We start from the raw sequence: 16,857 nt of genomic DNA on the forward strand, positions 1-16,857 counted from the left end.
TGATAAATCGGCATAATGATTCGATGCAAAGTTCATGCGCGCCCCACATCAGACGCGCCCACACCGGAGGTGCCCCTTGTCCCTCGACCACATCTCGACCGGCCGCTTCCCCCGCACCCGCATGCGGCGCATGCGCGCCGATGCCTTCTCGCGGCGGCTGATGCGCGAGCACACCCTGACCGTGGACGACCTCATCTACCCGGTCTTCGTCCTCGACGGCGAGAACCGCCGCGAGGCGGTGCCCTCGATGCCGGGCATCGAGCGCCAGAGCATCGATCTGCTGGTCGCCGAGGCGGAACGGCTGGCCGCGCTGGGCGTCCCGGCAGTGGCGCTGTTCCCGGTCACACCGCCGGAGCGCAAGAGCCTGGACGCCGCCGAGGCGTGGAACCCGGACGGGCTGGTCCAGCGCACGGTGCGCGCACTCAAGGAGGCCGTCCCGGAGCTCGGCGTGATCACCGACGGTGCCCTGGACCCGTTCACCAGCCACGGCCAGGACGGGCTGCTCGACGACAGCGGCTACGTGATGAACGACCAGACGGTCGAGGTGCTGGTCCGCCAGGCCCGCTCCCACGCCGAGGCCGGCGCGGACGTGATCGCCCCCTCGGACATGATGGACGGACGCATCGGCGCCATCCGCGAGGCCCTGGAGGGCGACGGCCACGCCCTCACGCGGATAATGGCCTACTCCGCGAAGTACGCCTCCAGCTTCTACGGCCCCTTCCGGGACGCCGTGGGCTCCGCGGCCAACCTCGGTCAGGCGGACAAGAAGACCTACCAGATGGACCCGGGCAACAGCGACGAGGCCCTGCGCGAGGTCGCCCAGGACATGGACGAGGGCGCCGACATGGTCATGGTCAAGCCCGGCATGCCCTACCTGGACGTCATCCACCGGGTGAAACACCAGCTCGGCGTGCCCACCTTCGCCTACCAGGTGAGCGGCGAGTACGCCATGCTCCGCGCCGCCGAGGCCAATGGCTGGCTCGACGGCAGGGCCTGTGCCCTGGAGGCGCTGACCGCCTTCAAGCGCGCGGGCGCCGACGGCATCCTCACCTACTTCGCCCGCGACGTGGCGGCCTGGCTCAACGACCGCGAGGTCTGACGCCGATGGCCGAGGCGACAGCAGGAGGGGCCCCGATGGACCGCTATGCCGTGATGGGCAACCCCATCGCCCACTCGCGCTCGCCGGAGATCCACCGGCTCTTCGCCGAGCAGACCGGCGAGGCCGTTCGCTACGAACGCATCCTGGTGCCCGAGGACGGCTTCGCCGGGGCGGTCGCGGAGTTCGAGGCCGCCGGCGGCGCCGGCCTCAACGTTACCGTGCCCTTCAAGGGCGACGCCTGGGCCCTGGCCGACACCCTCTCGGAGCGCGCCGAGCGCGCGCGGGCGGTGAACACGCTGATCATCAGCGACGCCGGACTCTACGGCGACAACACCGACGGCATCGGCCTGGTCCGCGACCTGCGCGACAACCACGGCGTGACCCTCGCCGGCGCCCGGGTGCTCATACTCGGCGCCGGCGGTGCGGCCCGCGGCGCCCTGCCCTCGCTCCTCGAGGAGGCCCCGGCCTCGGTCCACATCGCCAACCGCACGGCGGAGCGCGCCCGGGAGCTCGCGACCGCCTTCGCGGACCTCGGCGCCGTCACCGGCAGCGGCTACGAGGCCCTGGCGGAGATGCGCTTCGACGTGGTCATCAATGCCACCTCCGCCGGACTGAGCGGTGAGCTGCCGCCGCTGCCGGACACCCTGCTCGCCCCCGGCGCGTGCTGCTACGACATGGTCTATGCCGACGAGCCCACCGCCTTCGTGCGCTGGGCCCGGGCCCACGGCGCCGCCATCGCCGCGGACGGGCTGGGCATGCTCGTCGAGCAGGCGGCGGAGTCGTTCTTCCTCTGGCGCGGCCACCGGCCCCGCACCGCGCCGGTGATCGAGGCGCTGCGCGGCGCATGAGCGAGGCGCTCCAGGCCGCGGACCTGAACGCCCTGCTGGTCCTGCTCATCGGCGTGGCCACCGCCGCCGCCATGGGCCTGCGCGCCGGCTGCGAACGCCTCGGCCTGCCCCCGCTGGTGGGCTATCTCCTGCTCGGCGTCGCGATCAGCAGCGTCGACCAGGGCCTGCCGGTGCTCTCCGACCCGGTCATCGAGGGCTTCGAGCTGCTCGCCAACCTGGGCCTGGTCGCCCTGCTCTTCCGGGTCGGCCTCGGGCTCGACCCCCGCACCCTGCTCGCAAAGCTCCCTGGCGCGAGCGTGGTCTGGATCGGCGACGTGACCGTCTCCGGGCTGGCCGGCTTCTCCACCGCCCACTGGCTCCTCGGGCTCGCGCTGATCCCGTCGCTGATCATCGCCGTCGCGCTCACCGCTACCAGCATCGGCGTCGTGATGCCGGTGTGGCAGGACGCCGACGCCCTGGACGGGGAGGCCGGCTCGCTCACCGTGGACGTCGCCGAGCTCGACGACATCTCCGGGGTCATGCTGATGGCGGTGCTGTTCGCCGTGCTGCCGGTGCTGCAGTCCGGCAACGGTGCGCTCTGGGGGTCGCTGGCGAGCGCCGCCGGCGGCCTGGCGGTCCGCTTCGCCGGCTTCGCCGTGCTGTGCTGGCTGTTCGCGCGCTTCGCCGAGCCGGCCCTGCACCAGTTCCTGCAACGCTGGGAGAATCCGCCGGAGCGGCTGCTCACGGTGGTCGGCGTGGGCTCGGCGATCGCCGCCGTGGCCGGTGTGCTCGGCTTCTCGCTGGCGATCGGCGCGCTGTTCGCCGGCCTGGTGTTCAGCGCCTTCCCCGAGCGGGTGCAGTCGCAGAACACCTACCACGCGCTGTACGACTTCCTCACCCCGTATTTCTTCATCGGCATCGGGCTGAAGTTCAACCCGACTCTGCTCCTGCCCGCCCTGGGCATCGGCGCCGTGCTGGTCGTCGCCGCCGCGGCGGGCAAGCTCGCAGGCCCCTACCTCGCCGCCCGGCTGACCACGGACCGCGACTCCGCGCGGCTGCTCGCCGTGAGCATGGTGCCCCGCGCGGAGATCGCCATGGTCGTCATCCACCAGGCCCACGCCCTCGGCCCGTGGGCGATCAGCGATCACCTCTACGGCGCCATGGCCGTGGTCAGTCTCGTGACCTGCGTGGTCACGCCGCCACTGCTCGGGCGGATGCTGGCACGGCGGCGCGACAGCCGGGCATAGCCGGCCCCGGCGGCGCATGATGAGGACCGGGCTCCGCAGGGGAGACAGGCAATGACCGGGATCGAGGCGCTCGCCGCCTTCACCGTGACGGCCGGGCTGATCACACTCACCCCAGGGCTCGATACGGCCCTGGTGCTGAGGACGGCCGCGGTGGAAGGCGGCCGGCGGGCGCTGTGCGCCGGGCTCGGGGTGGCCGCGGGCTGCCTCGCCTGGGGACTGGCGGTCGCGCTGGGCCTGGGCGCGGTGCTGGCCGCCTCGGAACTGGCGTACACCGTCCTCAGGTGGACCGGCGCGGCCTACGTGGTCTGGCTCGGCATCCGCCTGATCCGGGGCGCCGGTGCGGGCCCTGACGTCCAGGATGCCGTAACGGGCCCGCACACCGGAGCCCCCGGCTGGTTCCTGCGCGGGCTGACCACCAACCTGCTCAACCCCAAGGTGGGGGTGTTCTACGTGACATTCCTGCCGCAGTTCGTGCCCGCCGGCGCCGACGTCGTGGTCTTCTCCACGCTGCTCGCGACGGTCCACGCCGTCGAGGGGATCGCCTGGTTCACGCTGCTGGTGGCCGCCACGCGGCCGCTCACCGCCGCGCTGCGGCGGCCCCGGGTGACGCGGGTTCTGGACACCGTCACCGGCGGCGTGCTCCTGGCCTTCGGCCTGCGCCTGGTCACCGGCTCGCCGCGGGCGTGACCCGCCCCCGCGCGGGCCTGCCGGTCACACGATCGGCGGCTCCGGGTCACTGCCCTGCCAGTCCTGGTCCTCCTCGAGCTCGCGGTTGAAGGCCTGGACGTAGCGGGCCACGCGGTGCACCGAGTCGAAACGGGCGACGTGGAACAGCGCCTCGCCCTCGTGGACCAGGGGCAGGTTGTTGCGGCCGATGACGATACCGCTCGCCCCCGCCTCCACGGGGATCTCGCGGTCGCCGAAGGGATCGGCGATGTAGCCAAGGGTCTGGCCCTCCTCCACGTACTCGCCCAGGGGGACGATCGCGCGGAACATGCCGTCCTGCTCGGCCCGGGTCCAGCTGCTGTTGTTGGCGGCGTAGCTGTTGCGTGGGCGACGGCGCACGCGACTGGCGGCGACCATGCCGAGGTGCCACATGACCTGGAGCACACCCTGCACGCCGGCCTTGATCGAGGACTCGTCGAAACGCAGCGCCTCACCGGCCTCGTAGGTGATCACCGGCCGACCCTCGTCGCTGCAGGTCTTGCGCAGGCTGCCCTCGATCAGCGGGGTGTTGACGATCACCGGCGTGGCGAAGGCCTTGGCCATCGCGGTGCAGTCCGGGTCGTCCAGGTTGGCCCGGATCTGGGGCAGGTTCTCGCGGTGGATCGCCGCGGTGTGCAGGTCGATGACGTGGCTGGCGTGGCTGAGGATTTCCGTGCGGAAGAGGTTCGCCAGGCGCCCGGCGAGCGAGCCGCGCTCGCTGCCCGGGAACGCGCGGTTGAGATCGCGCCGGTCCGGAAGATAGCGCGAGCGGTCGGTGAAACCGAAGACGTTGACGATGGGGACCGCCAGCAGTGTCCCCCGCAGGCGCCGCAGGGCCGGCAGCTGGAGCAGCCGGCGGATGATCTCCACGCCGTTGATCTCGTCGCCGTGGATGGCGGCGTTGACCAGCAGCACCGGGCCGTCGCGCCTGCCGTGGATGACCTGCACCGGCAGTGTCACCGGCGCGTGGGTATAGAGCAGGGCCGCCGGGATATCGATGGTACGCCGCTCGCCGGGACGCACCGTGGTCCCGGCGAGGGTCAGGGCCTGACGCGCCATCAGAGCCGCCCCTCGTGCTTCTCCTTGACCCGGACGTAGTGGTGGGCGGAGTAGACGAGCTGCTCGCGCTCCTCGGCACTGAGCTCGCGCGCCGCTTTCGCGGGTGAGCCGACATAGAGATAGCCGGCGTCCAGGCGCCGGCCCGGCGGCACCAGCGTGCCCGCGGCGATGATGCAGTCGTCCTCGACCACGGCACCGTCCATGATGATCGCGCCCATGCCCACGAGCACCCGGCTGCCCACGGTGCAGGCATGCACCACGGCGCGGTGTCCGATGGTGACGTCCTCGCCGACCACGGTGGGGAAGCCACCGGGGCTGTAGGGCCCGTCATGGGCGACGTGGATCACCGTGCCGTCCTGGACGTTGCTGCGGTCGCCGATGGCGATGCGGTTGACGTCGCCACGGATCACGGCGGTCGGCCACACCGAGACGTCATTACCGAGGGTCACGTCGCCGATGATCACGGCGCTCTCGTCGATCCACGCGCTGTCGGCGACGCGCGGCCACTTCTCGTCGAACGGTCGAATCATGTCCTCGCTCCCTGGCTGCGGCACGGGGCGGCGACGCTCCGCCGTCCGCCGTGCGCTCTTCGGCCGCAAGATACCGCCCTTCGCGGCCTCAGGCCATGGTGACCACTTCCTCGGCACTGGTGGGGTGGATGGCCACGGTGTCGTCGAGGTCCGCCTTGCTCGCCCCCATGCGCACCGCGACGGCGAAGCCCTGGAGCATCTCGTCCGCCCCCAGGCCAAACAGGTGCACCCCCACCACCTGGCGGGCGTCGCCGACGCAGACCAGCTTCATCGCGCTGCGACGCTTGGCCGCGGCGTCGGCAAGGGCATACTCCATGGGCACGAACCGGGTGCTGTGCACCGTCACCGCCTCGTCGCCGTACTCCGCCCGGGCCTGGTCCTCGGTGAGGCCGACGGTGCCGATCGGCGGGTGGGTGAACACCACCGTGGGGATCGTCTCGTAGACGAGATGGCGCTCCGGCTGCCCGCCCCAGAGCCGGTCAGCGAGACGGCGCCCGGCGGCGATGGCCACCGGCGTGAGCGGAAAGGCGTTGCCGGTGACGTCGCCCAGTGCATAGATGTGGTGGGCGTTGGTGGCCTGGTACGCGTCCACCGGGATGCTGCCGTCGGCGCGGACATCCACGCCCGCGGCGTCGGGGCGCAGCGCCGCCGTCGCCGGCGTCCGCCCGATGGCCCAGATGACCTCGTCGAGGCCGTCGAGGTGACGGCCGTCCTCGGCGTGCAGCGAGAGCCTCTCGCGCCGGCGCTCCAGGCGCGCGGGGACGAAGTGGTTCACCACCTCGATGCCGTCGGCGGCCGCCGCCTCCAGGTAGGCCTCGCGGATGATCGGGTCGAAGGCGCGCAGCGGCGAGTCCCGGCGCACCACCAGGCGCACCCGCGCCCCGAGCTGGTGGAGCACGCCCGCGAGCTCCACGGCGATGTAGCCGGCACCGACCACCGCCACCTCGTCCGGGCAGGCGGTGAGCTCGAAGAAGCCGTTGGAGTCGATGCCGAGCTCCGCGCCGGGGATGTCCGGGTACATCGGCGTGCCGCCCACGGCGATGACGAAGCGGTCCGCGGTGTAGCGCTCGCCGCGCACCTCGATGGTGTGCGGGTCGACGAAACGCGCCTCGCCGCGCAGCACCGCGACGTCAGAGTTGTCCAGGTTGCGGGCGTAGATGCCGTTCAGGCGCTGGATGTAGGCCTCGCGGTTGGCCACCAGGGCGCCCCAGTCCAGGCCGTTGACGGTGACGTCGAAGCCGTAATCCCCGGCATGGCGGAGCGCCTCCGCGGCATTGGCGGCGTTCCACATCACCTTCTTGGGCACGCAGCCGACGTTCACGCAGGTGCCGCCGAGGCGCTCGCGCTCGACCACCGCGCAGTTCGCCCCGTAGCTCGCGGCCCGGCGCGCGGTGGCGATACCGCCGCTGCCGCCGCCGATACAGATCAGATCGAAATGGTTGCTCATGCGACTCTCTGCCCCAACACTTAGCATTCAGGCCGGCGGCGCCGTCCGGTACCGGCCCTAATCTACTGCGCTGCGGCGCCGCGGCAAAGCACCGCCACCGCGACGAACCAGGTGGCAAGGCGACCGCGCCGCCCACCGGCGACGCCCCGAACGGAGAAACAGCACCCGAATGGACAACCCCCTGCTCGCCACCGACCGCCTCCCGGCGTTCCATGCCATCGAGCCGGCCCACGTGGAGCCGGCGATAGACACCGTGCTCGCGGAGAACCGCGCCACGCTGGAGCGGCTGCTCGCCGACGGCGGGCCGTACACCTGGGAGGGCCTGGTCGCCCCGGTCGAGGCCATGAACGAGCGGCTGATGCGCGTGTTCTCACCGGTCTCCCACCTCAACAGCGTCATGGACAGCGAGGCCCTGCGCGCGGCATACAACGCCTGCCTGCCCAGGCTCTCGGCCTACGACACCGAGCTGCGGCAGAACACCGCGCTCTACGAGGCCTACCGGGCGGTGGCCGAGCGCGACGATTTCGCGGCCCTGCCCGCCGAGCGGCGCGCCGCTGTGGAGCACGCCCTGCGCGACTTCCGCCTCGCCGGCGTAGCGCTCGCCCCGCAGGCCAAGCGCCGCTACGCGGAGATCGCCAGCCGCCTGAGCGAGCTCTCCGCGCGCTTCCAGGAGCAGCTCCTCGACGCCACCGGCGCCTGGCACCGGGACCTGACGGACACCGGGGCGCTGGCCGGTCTGCCCGAGTCCGCCCTGGGCGTGGCGCGGCAGGCCGCGGAGCAGGCGGGCGTGTCCGGCTACCGGCTGACGCTGGAGTTCCCCTCGGTGCAGGCGGTGCTCACCCACGCCGACGACCGTGCCCTGCGCCGCGAGGTCTACGAGGCCTTCACCACCCGGGCCTCCGAGGTCGGCCCCCACGCCGGGCAGTTCGACAATGGCCCGGTCATGGACGAGATCCTCGCCCTCCGCCACGAGCAGGCGCAGCTGCTCGGCTTCGACAACTACGCCGAGCTCGCCCTGGAGCCGCGCATGGCGCGCAGCGTCGACGAGGTGATGGGCTTTCTCGAGGACCTCGCCCGGCGCAGCGTGCCCCGCGCCCGCGAAGAGTTCGCGGAGCTGGAGTCGTTCGCCCGCGAGCGCGACGGCCTCGAACGGCTGGAGGCCTGGGACGCGACCTACTACTCGGAGAAGCTGCGCCAGGCACGCTTCGGTCTCTCACCCGAAGACCTGCGCCCGTGGTTCCCCGCCTCCCGGGTGATGGAAGGGCTGTTCAAGGTGGTCGAGCGCCTCTACGGGCTGCACATCACCCCCGGCGGCGACGGCGTGGAAACCTGGCACCCGGACGTGGGCTTCCACGAGATCCGCGACGCCGACGGCGGCCTGGTCGGCCAGTTCTACACCGACCTCTACGCCCGCGCCCACAAGCGCGGCGGCGCGTGGATGGACGTGTGCCGCTCGCGCAACGCCCTCGCCGACGCGGTCCAGGTGCCGGTGGCCTACCTCACCTGCAACTTCACCCCGCCGGTGGGAGGCGCCGAGGCACTGCTCACCCACGACGAGGTCCAGACCCTGTTCCACGAGTTCGGCCACGGCCTGCACCACATGCTCACCCGCGTGGGCGTGCCCAGCGTCGCCGGCATCTCCGGCGTGCCGTGGGACGCCGTGGAACTGCCGAGCCAGTTCATGGAGAACTGGACCTGGGAGCGCGAGGCCCTGGACGCCTTCGCCCGCCATCACGAGACCGGCGAGCCCCTGCCGGAATCGCTGTTCGGGCGCATGCGCGCGGCACGGACGTTCCAGTCCGCCATGCAGATGGTCCGCCAGCTCGAGTTCTCGCTGTTCGACATGCGGCTGCACGCGGAATACGACCCGGACACCGGGGCCCGCGTCCAGGCCGTGCTCGACGAGGTCCGCGGGCAGGTCGCGGTGATGCGCCCGCCGGCGTTCAACCGCTTCGCCAACGGCTTCGCCCACATCTTCGCGGGGGGCTACGCCGCGGGCTACTACAGCTACAAGTGGGCGGAGGTGCTCTCGGCGGATGCGTTCTCGCGCTTCGAGGAGGAGGGGCTGTTCAGCCAGGAGGCGGGCGGCGCCTTCCGTCACTGGATCCTGGAGCGGGGCGGCAGCGAGGACTTCATGACGCTCTACCGCGGCTTCCGCGGTCGCGAGCCCAGCATCGAGGCGCTGCTGCGCCACAGCGGTCTCGCCGCGTGAACCCCTGTCGCCGCCCGGGGACGTCGCGCCCCGGGCGCCGCGACACACGGGCTCACGCGCCGCCGCCGCCCGGCAGCAGTCGGCGCGTTTGCCGCTCCCCGGCACGCGGGGCCATCCTGTCCCCGGGTTTGAATCCACAACGGCAGAGACCGGGAGGCAGCGACATGAAAAGCCTGTACGCACTGGCACTCGGCGCGCTGATCGCCACCGGCCCGGCAATCGCGGACGACACCGCCGATGCCGCCATCGGCGGGGCGATCGGTGGCGCCACCGGGGCGGCCATCGGCTCCGAGGTGGGCGGTCGCGACGGGGCCATCCTCGGCGGGGCCATCGGCGCTGCCACCGGCACCGCGGTGACCACCGACGGTGACGACGACGGTGGCGGCCATTACCGCCGTGAGCGCGAGCGCGTCATCCACGAGGGCGGCGGCCCGTCCGGCAACTTCTGCCCGCCGGGCCAGGCCAAGAAGGGGCGCTGCTGAACGCAGCGTCCCGCCCGCTTCATCTCCGGATCAGTCGCCGGACCCGCCGAAACGCTCGCGCAGCGCCGCACACGGGTCCTCCCGTTCCACGGCGGCGGTGAACCAGACGTAGTCGAAGGGCGGTGCCTGGCCGGGCCGTGCATCGGGGTTATCCGGCATCGCCGGCTCGAATGCCACGGCGGCGACACGGCGTGACGGCGCCAGGACCGCAATCACCCGCGGGATGGCGTGGTCGGTCCGCGCGTGACCGTGCCCGGCAATGACCACGCTCATCCCCGCCTCCCCGGCGGCCGCCAGCGCTGCACGCGCCAGGGCACCGTCCCGTGCCCGCTGGATCCCGCGCATGCGCGGCAGCATCTCCTCCGGCAGCAACCCGCAATGACCCTCGCGGATGGCCTCGGTCATGGAGGTCCGCTCGTCGGCCGGCTGGGGGCGATCCAGGCCCAGTCGGGTCCGGGTCGCGGCGGACAGGCCCTCCAGCCCCCGGGAACGCAGCGTGTCCAACTGCTGCCGGGAGAGATTGCCCGCGACGATGGGGAGGTCGTGGCGATACGCCGCGGCGAACACCGGGCGGTACATCGACCACGGCGGCCAGCCGGAGTCCGCCCAGTCAACCGCCCCGGCGAGCACGTCGACATCACCGGGATGCTCGCGACGCGCCCGGTCCACCGCCGCCTGCTGGTCCGCGCGCAGCATCTCCAGCACCACCGCCGGCCGCCGGCCTTGGGCGGCCAGGGCATCGATGACCGCCGCCTGGCGCTCGTGATGGTGCGGATTGTCGTGCACCTCGCCCAGCAGCACGACGTCCGCCCGGGCCAGCCGCCCGATGAGGGCCGGCCTGTCGATGAAACGCCCCGCGGCGACGTCCCGGATCCGGCCCGCCTGCGGCCCGCCACCCGCCGGGCCGGTCACCGCGCAGCCGGCCAGCGCCAGCAGCATCGCCGCCCCCATGAGCATCGTGCGCATATCGTGCATCTCCTGTTGCCGCCGCCCCGGTTCTCGGCGACCCTGTCCCTGCTGGCGCAGGTGGTTAGTATTGCCGCCCCGGGCCGTGCCTGTCAGCGGTCACCGGAATAGCGGGCAGGCAACGGCGAGCCGCCGGGGAGGGAGCCGCCCATGGCCGTCCACAATAGCGAGATCGCGACGCTGTTCGAGCGCTACGCCGAGCTCCTGGAGATCCAGGGGGCGAACCCGTTCCGGGTGCGCGCCTACCGCAATGCCGCGCTGACCGTGCGCGGGCTCGGCACCGAGGTCGCGCGGATGATCGCGGACGGCACCGATCTCACCGAGCTTCAGGGCATCGGCGACGACCTCGCCGCCAAGATGCACGAGATCGTGGACACCGGACGGCTGCAGGCCCTGGAACGCCTGGCCGGCCAGTTCCCTGAACACCTCGCCGACCTCGACGCCCTCCCGGGTCTCGGCCCGCGGCGCATCCGCGCCCTCCACGACGCCCTCGGCATCGGCAGCCTGGACGACCTCGAGCACGCCGCCCGCCAGGGCCGAATCCGCGGCCTCAGGGGCTTCGGCGCGAAGAGCGAGCGCAACATCCTGCACGCCATCGAGGCACACCGGGACAGCCAGCAGCGCACCCGGCTGGCGGACGCCGAGCGCATCGCCGAGCCCCTGCTGGCCCATCTCGCCGGGGCCCGCGGCGTGAAGCAGGCGATCATCGCCGGCAGCTACCGGCGCCGGCGCGAGACCGTGGGCGACGTGGACATCCTGGTCAGCGCGGACACCGGCAATGACGTCATGGAGCGGCTCACCGGCTACGACAGTGTCTCCGAGGTCGTCTCCCGGGGCGACACCCGGGCGACGGTCATCCTCGACGGCGGCCTGCAGGTAGACCTGCGGGTGGTCCCGGAGGCCAGCTACGGCGCGGCGCTGCACTACTTCACCGGCAACCGGGCCCACAACATCGCCGTGCGGGTGATGGGCCAGCGGCGCGGACTGAAGATCAACGAGTACGGTGTCTTCGAGGGTGAACGCCGGATCGCCGGGGCCACCGAGGCCTCGGTCTACGAACAGGTGGGGCTGGTCTACATCGAGCCGGAGCTGCGCGAGAACCGCGGCGAGCTGGAGGCGGCGGCGGAGGACCGGCTGCCGGCGCTGGTGGCCCTCGAGGACATCCGCGGCGACCTCCACTGCCACACCGATGCCACCGACGGACGGGACGGCGCGGAGGCCATGGCGCGGGCGGCGAAGGCCCTGGGCCGGGAGTACCTCGCCATCACCGACCACACCCGGCGGCTGCGCGTCGCCAACGGCCTCACCCCGGGGGCGTTCGCCGAGCACCTGGACGCCCTGGAGGCGCTGGACGCCCGCCTGGACGACATCCGCGTGCTCCGGTCCGCCGAGGTGGATATCCTGGAGGACGGCAGCCTGGACCTGCCGGACGACGTGCTCGCGCGCATGGACGTTGTCGTCTGCGCCGTGCACTACGGCCTGGGACTGCCCCGCGCGAAGCAGACCGACCGGCTGCTGCGGGCGCTGGACAGCCCCCACTGCCAGATCCTCGCCCACCCCACCTGCCGGATCCTCGGCGAGCGCCAGCCCATCGACGCGAACATGGGCCGGATCCTCCGGGCCGCCGCGGAAACCGGCTGCGCCCTGGAGATCAACGCCCAGCCCGGCCGGCTGGATCTCCCCGACGTGCTGATCCGGGAGGCGCTCGGACAGGGCGCCCGTTTCGTGGTCGCCACCGACGCCCACAGCACCGAGGACCTCGCGCTCATGCGCCTGGGCCTGGACCAGGCACGGCGCGGCTGGCTCACCGCCGCCGATGTGCTCAACACCCACGGCGTGAACGACTTCCTCGCCGCGCTGCGCCGACGGTGACCGCCCGGCTCAGCGCACCTCGTCCAGCCGCCCGTTACCGACGTCATAGACGAAGCCCCGAACCGCGTCCCGGTGCGGGATGAAGGGGTTCGCCTGGATGCGGCGCAGCGACTGGCGCACGTCCTCGGCCGGCTCGCCGAAGGCCTCCAGCGCGAACGGTGGGCGCATCCCGGTCTCGGCCTCGATCTGCGCCTTCACCCCGTCGTCGTTGAAGGTGAGCATGCCGCAGTCGGTATGATGCACCAGCACGATCTCGCGGGTGCCGAGCAGGCGCTGCGAGATCACCAGCGAGCGGATCACGTCCTCGCTCACCACGCCGCCGGCATTGCGGATCACGTGGGCCTCGCCCAGCCCCAGGCCGAGCAGACGGTAGACGTCCAGGCGCGCGTCCATGCAGGCCACCACCGCCACCCGCCGGGACGGCGGCATGGGCAGGCCGCCCTGATCGAAACCCTCGGCGTAGGCGCGGTTCCCCTCCAGCAGCTCGTCGGTCACGCTCATCTCGACCCCTCCCTCTATGACGGCGGAAACACGGATCGGGGCGCGCCCGCCCCGATCCGGCAGCGTAAGCACGCATCGCCGAGCGTCGGAACCAATCGTTCGTCATTTGCTTATACCGTTACTGACGAGCTCCCGGCGGTCTGCCATTTACACGGCGCCGGAAGGGATCACGGGCCTGGCGCAACGCCGCTGCCGGGCCCCCACGCCCCGTTCGGTCCGGCTGGCGGATGACAAGACCGCCAGCAGACCGGGCAGGCATGCGTCGCGCTCGCCGCGGCCCGCGCGGATCAGGCAGACTGAGCCGGCAGACCGAGGAACAGGACGCCGCCCACCGTGCTCGTCACCCACCACAGCAACCGCCTGGAGGCCCTCGCCGACGCCCTCGCCGGGCAGATGGCCGCGGCACCGCTGCCGCCGATGACCGAGGAGACGGTGGTCGTACCCCACCGCAGCATGGGTCACTGGCTGTCCATCGAGCTCGCCGAGCGTCACGGCGTGACCGCCAACGTGGCCTTCCCCTTCCTCGGCGGACTGGTCTGGCGCCTGTTCGCCCGGCACTGGACGGACCTCCCCGAGCAGTCCGGCTTCGACCGTCAGGCCCTGCGCTGGCGGGTGCTCGCCCGGCTGCCGGGGGTGCTCGACGCCCAGGCCTTCGCCCCGCTGCGGGCCTACCTCGCCGACAGCGACCACGACAACGGGGTCAAGGCCTACCAGCTCGCCGACCGCCTGGCGAGCCTCTACGACGAGTACCTGGTCTACCGGCCGGACTGGATCGCCGCCTGGGAGGCCGGGGAATCGGCGCACTGGCAGGCCGCGCTGTGGCGCGAGATCGCCGCCACCGACGAGGGGCGCGCCGCCCACCGCGCCGCCCTGGTCCACGACTACATCGCCGCCCTCGGCAACGGCGACGTCGACCCGGCCACCCTGCCGCCACGGCTCACCGTCTTCGGCGTCTCCTCCGCGCCGCCGGCCTACATCGCCCTGCTCGCCGCCCTGGCCGAGCACATCCCCGTGGACGTGCTCGTCCTCAACCCCTCGCTCCACTACTGGGGCGACGTGGTCTCCGAGCGCGGGCTGGCGAAGCTGCGCGAACTCTGGCGCCGCCGCGGGCTCCCGGACGCGAGCGATTACTACAGCGTCGGCCACCCGCTGCTCGCCTCCCTCGGCGGCACCGGCCGGGAGTTCCTGGAACTGCTCCAGAACCACAGCGGCGACGACGCCTACCACTTCACCGAGCCGGCGGAGAACGCAGACCTCGGCCACCTGGCACGCCTGCAGGCGGATATCCTGGAGCTGCGCCGGCGCGGCGCGGACGGCGACGAGCCCGCCGTGGCGCTGAATCCGCAGGACACCTCCATCACCCTGCACGCCTGCCACAGCCCCATGCGCGAGGTGCAGGTACTCCACGACCGCCTGCGCCGGCTGTTCGCGGACACGGACCTCCAGCCCCGGGACGTCGTGGTGATGACGCCGGACATCGACCGCTACGCCCCCTACATCGAGGCGGTGTTCGGCAACGCCGCCGGCGAGCGCCACATCCCCTGGTCCGTGACCGACCGCGCGCTGCCCGGCGTGCACCCGGTGATCCGCGTGTTCACCCGGCTGCTGGAGCTGCCGCGCAGCCGTCTCACCGCCTCCGAGGTGCTCTCCATCCTCGAGGTGCCGGCGGTGCACCGCGCCTTCGACCTGGACGCCGACGCCGTCGAGCGCATCCGCGCCTGGGTGCGCGAGAGCGGCATCCGCTGGGGCGCGGACGCCGGACACCGCACCGAGGAGGCGCTGCCCGCGGCCCGCGAGCGCCACAGCTGGCGTTTCGGCCTGAACCGCCTGCTCCTCGGCTACGCCATGGACGACGACACCGCGCTGTACCGCGACATCGCGCCGATGCCCGGCGTCGAGGGCGGCGAGGCGGCGTGGCTCGGCGGCTTCGCCGCGTTCTGGGAGCATCTGCTCGCCGCCCGCGCCACCCTGCGCGAGGCCCACACCCCCGCCGGGTGGCAGACCCGGCTGAACGCCGTGCTCGACGAGCTCTTCCACGGCGCCGAGGCCGCCGAGCACCAGGCGCTACAGGTGATCCGCGACGCCGTCACCGCGCTGATGGACGCCACCGCCGCGGCGGGCTTCGACGAGCCCCTGCCGCCGGCCACCCTGCGCGCCCACCTGCTCGACGCCCTGGAAGGCGACGGCCAGCAGGGCGGCTACCTCACCGGGCAGGTGACCTTCTGCGCCATGGTGCCCATGCGCAGCGTGCCCTTCGAGGCGGTCTGCCTGATCGGCCTCAACGACCAGGACTTCCCCCGCCAGGGCCCGACCATGGCCTTCGACCTCATGGCCACGGAGGGCCGCCGCCCCGGCGACCGCAGCCTGCGCGAGGACGACCGCTACCTGTTCCTGGAGGCCCTGCTCTCCGCCCGCTCACGGCTGTACGTGAGCTACGTCGGGCGCAGCATCCGCGACGACAGCGAGCGCCTGCCCTCGGTGCTGGTCAACGAGCTCTGCGACAGCCTGGACCGCACCTTCACCGCCCCGGACGGGCACCCGGCCAGCGCGTCGCTGCTCACCGAACACCCGCTGCAGCCCTTCAGCGCCCGCTACAGCGGAGACCCGGAGGCCGCGGTGTTCAGCTACGCCGACGACTGGCTGCGCCCGGCCGGCGGCGGGGACACCGGCGACAGCGCCCCCGCGCCGTTCATCGACGCCCCTCTGCCCGAGCCGGAGGCGGAGCTGCGCGAGGTCACGCTGGAGGGGCTGGTGCGCTTCCTGCGCAACCCGGCGGAGGCCTTCCTGCGCCTGCGCCTGGGCACGCGGATGCAGCGCGAAGCGGTGGACGAGGCGGACAGTGAGCCCTTCGACCTGGACGGCCTGGGCGCCTACCAGCTCCGCGAGCACCTGCTCGCCCAGCGCCTCCGCGGTCATGACCCGGAGACCCTGGAACGGCTGCTGGACGCCGCCGGCACCCTGCCGGAGGGCCCGTTCGGCCGTGCGGTGATGGACGACACCGTCACCCGGGTCGAGCGCCTGCGCGAGCACCTCGAACCCCTGCTGGGCGAGCGCCTGCCGGCACTGGAGGTGGACCTCGAGCTGGCGGGCCTGCACATCACCGGCTGGCTCACGGACCGCCGCGAGGGCGGGCTGCTCACCTACCGCCCGGCCCCGGTGCGGCCCGCCGACCGGCTGCGCCTGTGGGTGAGCCACCTCGCGCTCAACGCCGTCGCCCCCGGCGACGATCCCGGCCGCATCAGCCGCCACCTCGGCGAGGGCGGCCGCGAGGCCCCGCCGGCCCTCCTGGCCTTCGCCGCCATCGATCCGGAAGAGGCCCGGGAGCGCCTCGGCGCCCTGCTCGCCCTCTACTGGCGCGGCCTGCGCACGCCCCTGCCCCTGCCGCTGGCGAGCGCCCATGCCTATGCCACCGCCCTGCGCCGCCACGGCGACGCCGACCGCGCCATGATCGCCGCCGCCCGCGTCTGGGAGGACAACCCGTTCCAGGGCGTGCCGGGCGAAGGCAGCGACCCGAGCTGGGCCACCGTGTTCCGCGACGCCGCCCCGCTGGACGACCCCGGGTTCCCCGCCCTCGCCACCGCCCTGTTCGACCCGATGTCCGACGCGGAGATGCCGGAGTAGCCCCGGCGACACGGCCGGACACCTGTCGGTCGCTAGGGGCAACCGGCCTTGTGTGGTTCCGGAGCGGAAGACCGGCAGATCGTGCACGGCCGCAGGCCGTGTGCGACGCCTTCAATGACCGGGCCGGAACGTCGCACGCCTGCGGCGCACGACCTACGCGGACTCAGCCACCTGACGTGTGCGACAGCCCGGAGCGGCACCGTCCAAAGAACTTCACACGCCCCGGACACCAGCCGCGCACCGGCAAATCGCCGGCACCCCGCCGCCCGTCGGTCGCATGAAGCATGCC

General features: G+C 72.7%; 13 protein-coding genes. 8 read left to right on the forward strand and 5 right to left on the reverse strand.

Going from position 1 to position 16,857, the window contains the following annotated elements:
• The first annotated feature begins 76 nt into the window (after positions 1 to 76).
• The 4 genes from hemB to ACEZHJ_RS17260 are packed head-to-tail and all read left to right on the forward strand — an operon-like array spanning position 77 to position 3,860.
• The gene (gene hemB, locus ACEZHJ_RS17245; RefSeq protein WP_256379705.1) at positions 77 to 1,099 is read left to right on the forward strand and encodes a porphobilinogen synthase; all 1,023 of its coding nucleotides are present in this window, start codon (positions 77 to 79) and stop codon (positions 1,097 to 1,099) included.
• Positions 1,100 to 1,134: 35 nt separating this feature from the next.
• Positions 1,135 to 1,947, forward strand: coding sequence for a shikimate dehydrogenase (gene aroE / locus ACEZHJ_RS17250; RefSeq protein ID WP_163139423.1), 813 nt, complete (start codon positions 1,135 to 1,137; stop codon positions 1,945 to 1,947).
• Entirely contained in the window at positions 1,944 to 3,173 is a 1,230-nt protein-coding gene (locus ACEZHJ_RS17255; RefSeq protein ID WP_163139421.1) for a cation:proton antiporter, read from the forward strand. The genes aroE and ACEZHJ_RS17255 overlap by 4 nt, the downstream gene beginning before the upstream one ends.
• 51 nt (positions 3,174 to 3,224) lie before the next feature.
• Entirely contained in the window at positions 3,225 to 3,860 is a 636-nt protein-coding gene (locus ACEZHJ_RS17260) for a LysE family translocator (protein ID WP_163139419.1), read from the forward strand.
• Positions 3,861 to 3,884: 24 nt separating this feature from the next.
• On the opposite strand, the gene ACEZHJ_RS17265 is transcribed toward ACEZHJ_RS17260, so the two are convergent.
• The 3 genes from ACEZHJ_RS17265 to gorA form a co-directional block, all read right to left on the reverse strand.
• The gene (locus ACEZHJ_RS17265; RefSeq protein WP_259200127.1) at positions 3,885 to 4,937 is read right to left on the reverse strand and encodes a succinylglutamate desuccinylase/aspartoacylase family protein; all 1,053 of its coding nucleotides are present in this window, start codon (positions 4,935 to 4,937) and stop codon (positions 3,885 to 3,887) included.
• Entirely contained in the window at positions 4,937 to 5,467 is a 531-nt protein-coding gene (locus ACEZHJ_RS17270) for a gamma carbonic anhydrase family protein (protein ID WP_018716693.1), read from the reverse strand. The genes ACEZHJ_RS17265 and ACEZHJ_RS17270 overlap by 1 nt, the downstream gene beginning before the upstream one ends.
• Positions 5,468 to 5,555: 88 nt before the next feature.
• Positions 5,556 to 6,914, reverse strand: a complete 1,359-nt coding sequence (gene gorA / locus ACEZHJ_RS17275) for a glutathione-disulfide reductase (protein WP_018716694.1) — start codon at positions 6,912 to 6,914, stop codon at positions 5,556 to 5,558.
• A 169-nt stretch (positions 6,915 to 7,083) separates the two neighbouring features.
• On the opposite strand from gorA, the gene ACEZHJ_RS17280 reads away from it, so the two are divergent.
• The gene (locus tag ACEZHJ_RS17280; protein ID WP_259200133.1) at positions 7,084 to 9,126 is read left to right on the forward strand and encodes a M3 family metallopeptidase; all 2,043 of its coding nucleotides are present in this window, start codon (positions 7,084 to 7,086) and stop codon (positions 9,124 to 9,126) included.
• A gap of 164 nt (positions 9,127 to 9,290) precedes the next feature.
• On the forward strand, positions 9,291 to 9,608 hold the full coding sequence (locus tag ACEZHJ_RS17285; protein WP_163141912.1) for a hypothetical protein: 318 nt from the start codon (positions 9,291 to 9,293) through the stop codon (positions 9,606 to 9,608).
• A 30-nt stretch (positions 9,609 to 9,638) separates the two neighbouring features.
• Here the strand turns inward: ACEZHJ_RS17285 and ACEZHJ_RS17290 are convergent, their stop codons facing one another.
• Entirely contained in the window at positions 9,639 to 10,574 is a 936-nt protein-coding gene (locus ACEZHJ_RS17290; protein WP_205599875.1) for a ChaN family lipoprotein, read from the reverse strand.
• Between the two features lie 150 nt (positions 10,575 to 10,724).
• On the opposite strand from ACEZHJ_RS17290, the gene polX reads away from it, so the two are divergent.
• Entirely contained in the window at positions 10,725 to 12,446 is a 1,722-nt protein-coding gene (gene polX / locus ACEZHJ_RS17295; RefSeq protein WP_163141909.1) for a DNA polymerase/3'-5' exonuclease PolX, read from the forward strand.
• 9 nt (positions 12,447 to 12,455) lie between these two features.
• Here the strand turns inward: polX and ACEZHJ_RS17300 are convergent, their stop codons facing one another.
• Positions 12,456 to 12,947, reverse strand: coding sequence for a carbonic anhydrase (locus ACEZHJ_RS17300; RefSeq protein ID WP_163141906.1), 492 nt, complete (start codon positions 12,945 to 12,947; stop codon positions 12,456 to 12,458).
• A gap of 333 nt (positions 12,948 to 13,280) precedes the next feature.
• Between ACEZHJ_RS17300 and recC the strand changes: the two genes are divergently transcribed.
• On the forward strand, positions 13,281 to 16,568 hold the full coding sequence (gene recC, locus ACEZHJ_RS17305; protein WP_375036732.1) for an exodeoxyribonuclease V subunit gamma: 3,288 nt from the start codon (positions 13,281 to 13,283) through the stop codon (positions 16,566 to 16,568).
• The last annotated feature ends 289 nt before the right edge of the window (positions 16,569 to 16,857 follow it).

The organism is Arhodomonas sp. KWT2, from assembly GCF_041949875.1.
Classification (GTDB): Bacteria; Pseudomonadota; Gammaproteobacteria; order Nitrococcales; family Nitrococcaceae; genus Arhodomonas; species Arhodomonas aquaeolei.

What these genes read in the sequence shown, in the direction of transcription:
- ACEZHJ_RS17280 (WP_259200133.1), top strand. Translation starts at nt 7,084, where the DNA reads ATGGACAACCCCCTGCTCGCCACCGACCGCCTCCCGGCGTTCCATGCC.
- gorA (WP_018716694.1), bottom strand. Translation starts at nt 6,914, where the DNA reads ATGAGCAACCATTTCGATCTGATCTGTATCGGCGGCGGCAGCGGCGGT.
- ACEZHJ_RS17300 (WP_163141906.1), bottom strand. Translation starts at nt 12,947, where the DNA reads ATGAGCGTGACCGACGAGCTGCTGGAGGGGAACCGCGCCTACGCCGAG.
- ACEZHJ_RS17255 (WP_163139421.1), top strand. Translation starts at nt 1,944, where the DNA reads ATGAGCGAGGCGCTCCAGGCCGCGGACCTGAACGCCCTGCTGGTCCTG.
- ACEZHJ_RS17270 (WP_018716693.1), bottom strand. Translation starts at nt 5,467, where the DNA reads ATGATTCGACCGTTCGACGAGAAGTGGCCGCGCGTCGCCGACAGCGCG.
- ACEZHJ_RS17285 (WP_163141912.1), top strand. Translation starts at nt 9,291, where the DNA reads ATGAAAAGCCTGTACGCACTGGCACTCGGCGCGCTGATCGCCACCGGC.
- ACEZHJ_RS17290 (WP_205599875.1), bottom strand. Translation starts at nt 10,574, where the DNA reads ATGCGCACGATGCTCATGGGGGCGGCGATGCTGCTGGCGCTGGCCGGC.
- polX (WP_163141909.1), top strand. Translation starts at nt 10,725, where the DNA reads ATGGCCGTCCACAATAGCGAGATCGCGACGCTGTTCGAGCGCTACGCC.
- ACEZHJ_RS17260 (WP_163139419.1), top strand. Translation starts at nt 3,225, where the DNA reads ATGACCGGGATCGAGGCGCTCGCCGCCTTCACCGTGACGGCCGGGCTG.
- aroE (WP_163139423.1), top strand. Translation starts at nt 1,135, where the DNA reads ATGGACCGCTATGCCGTGATGGGCAACCCCATCGCCCACTCGCGCTCG.
- ACEZHJ_RS17265 (WP_259200127.1), bottom strand. Translation starts at nt 4,937, where the DNA reads ATGGCGCGTCAGGCCCTGACCCTCGCCGGGACCACGGTGCGTCCCGGC.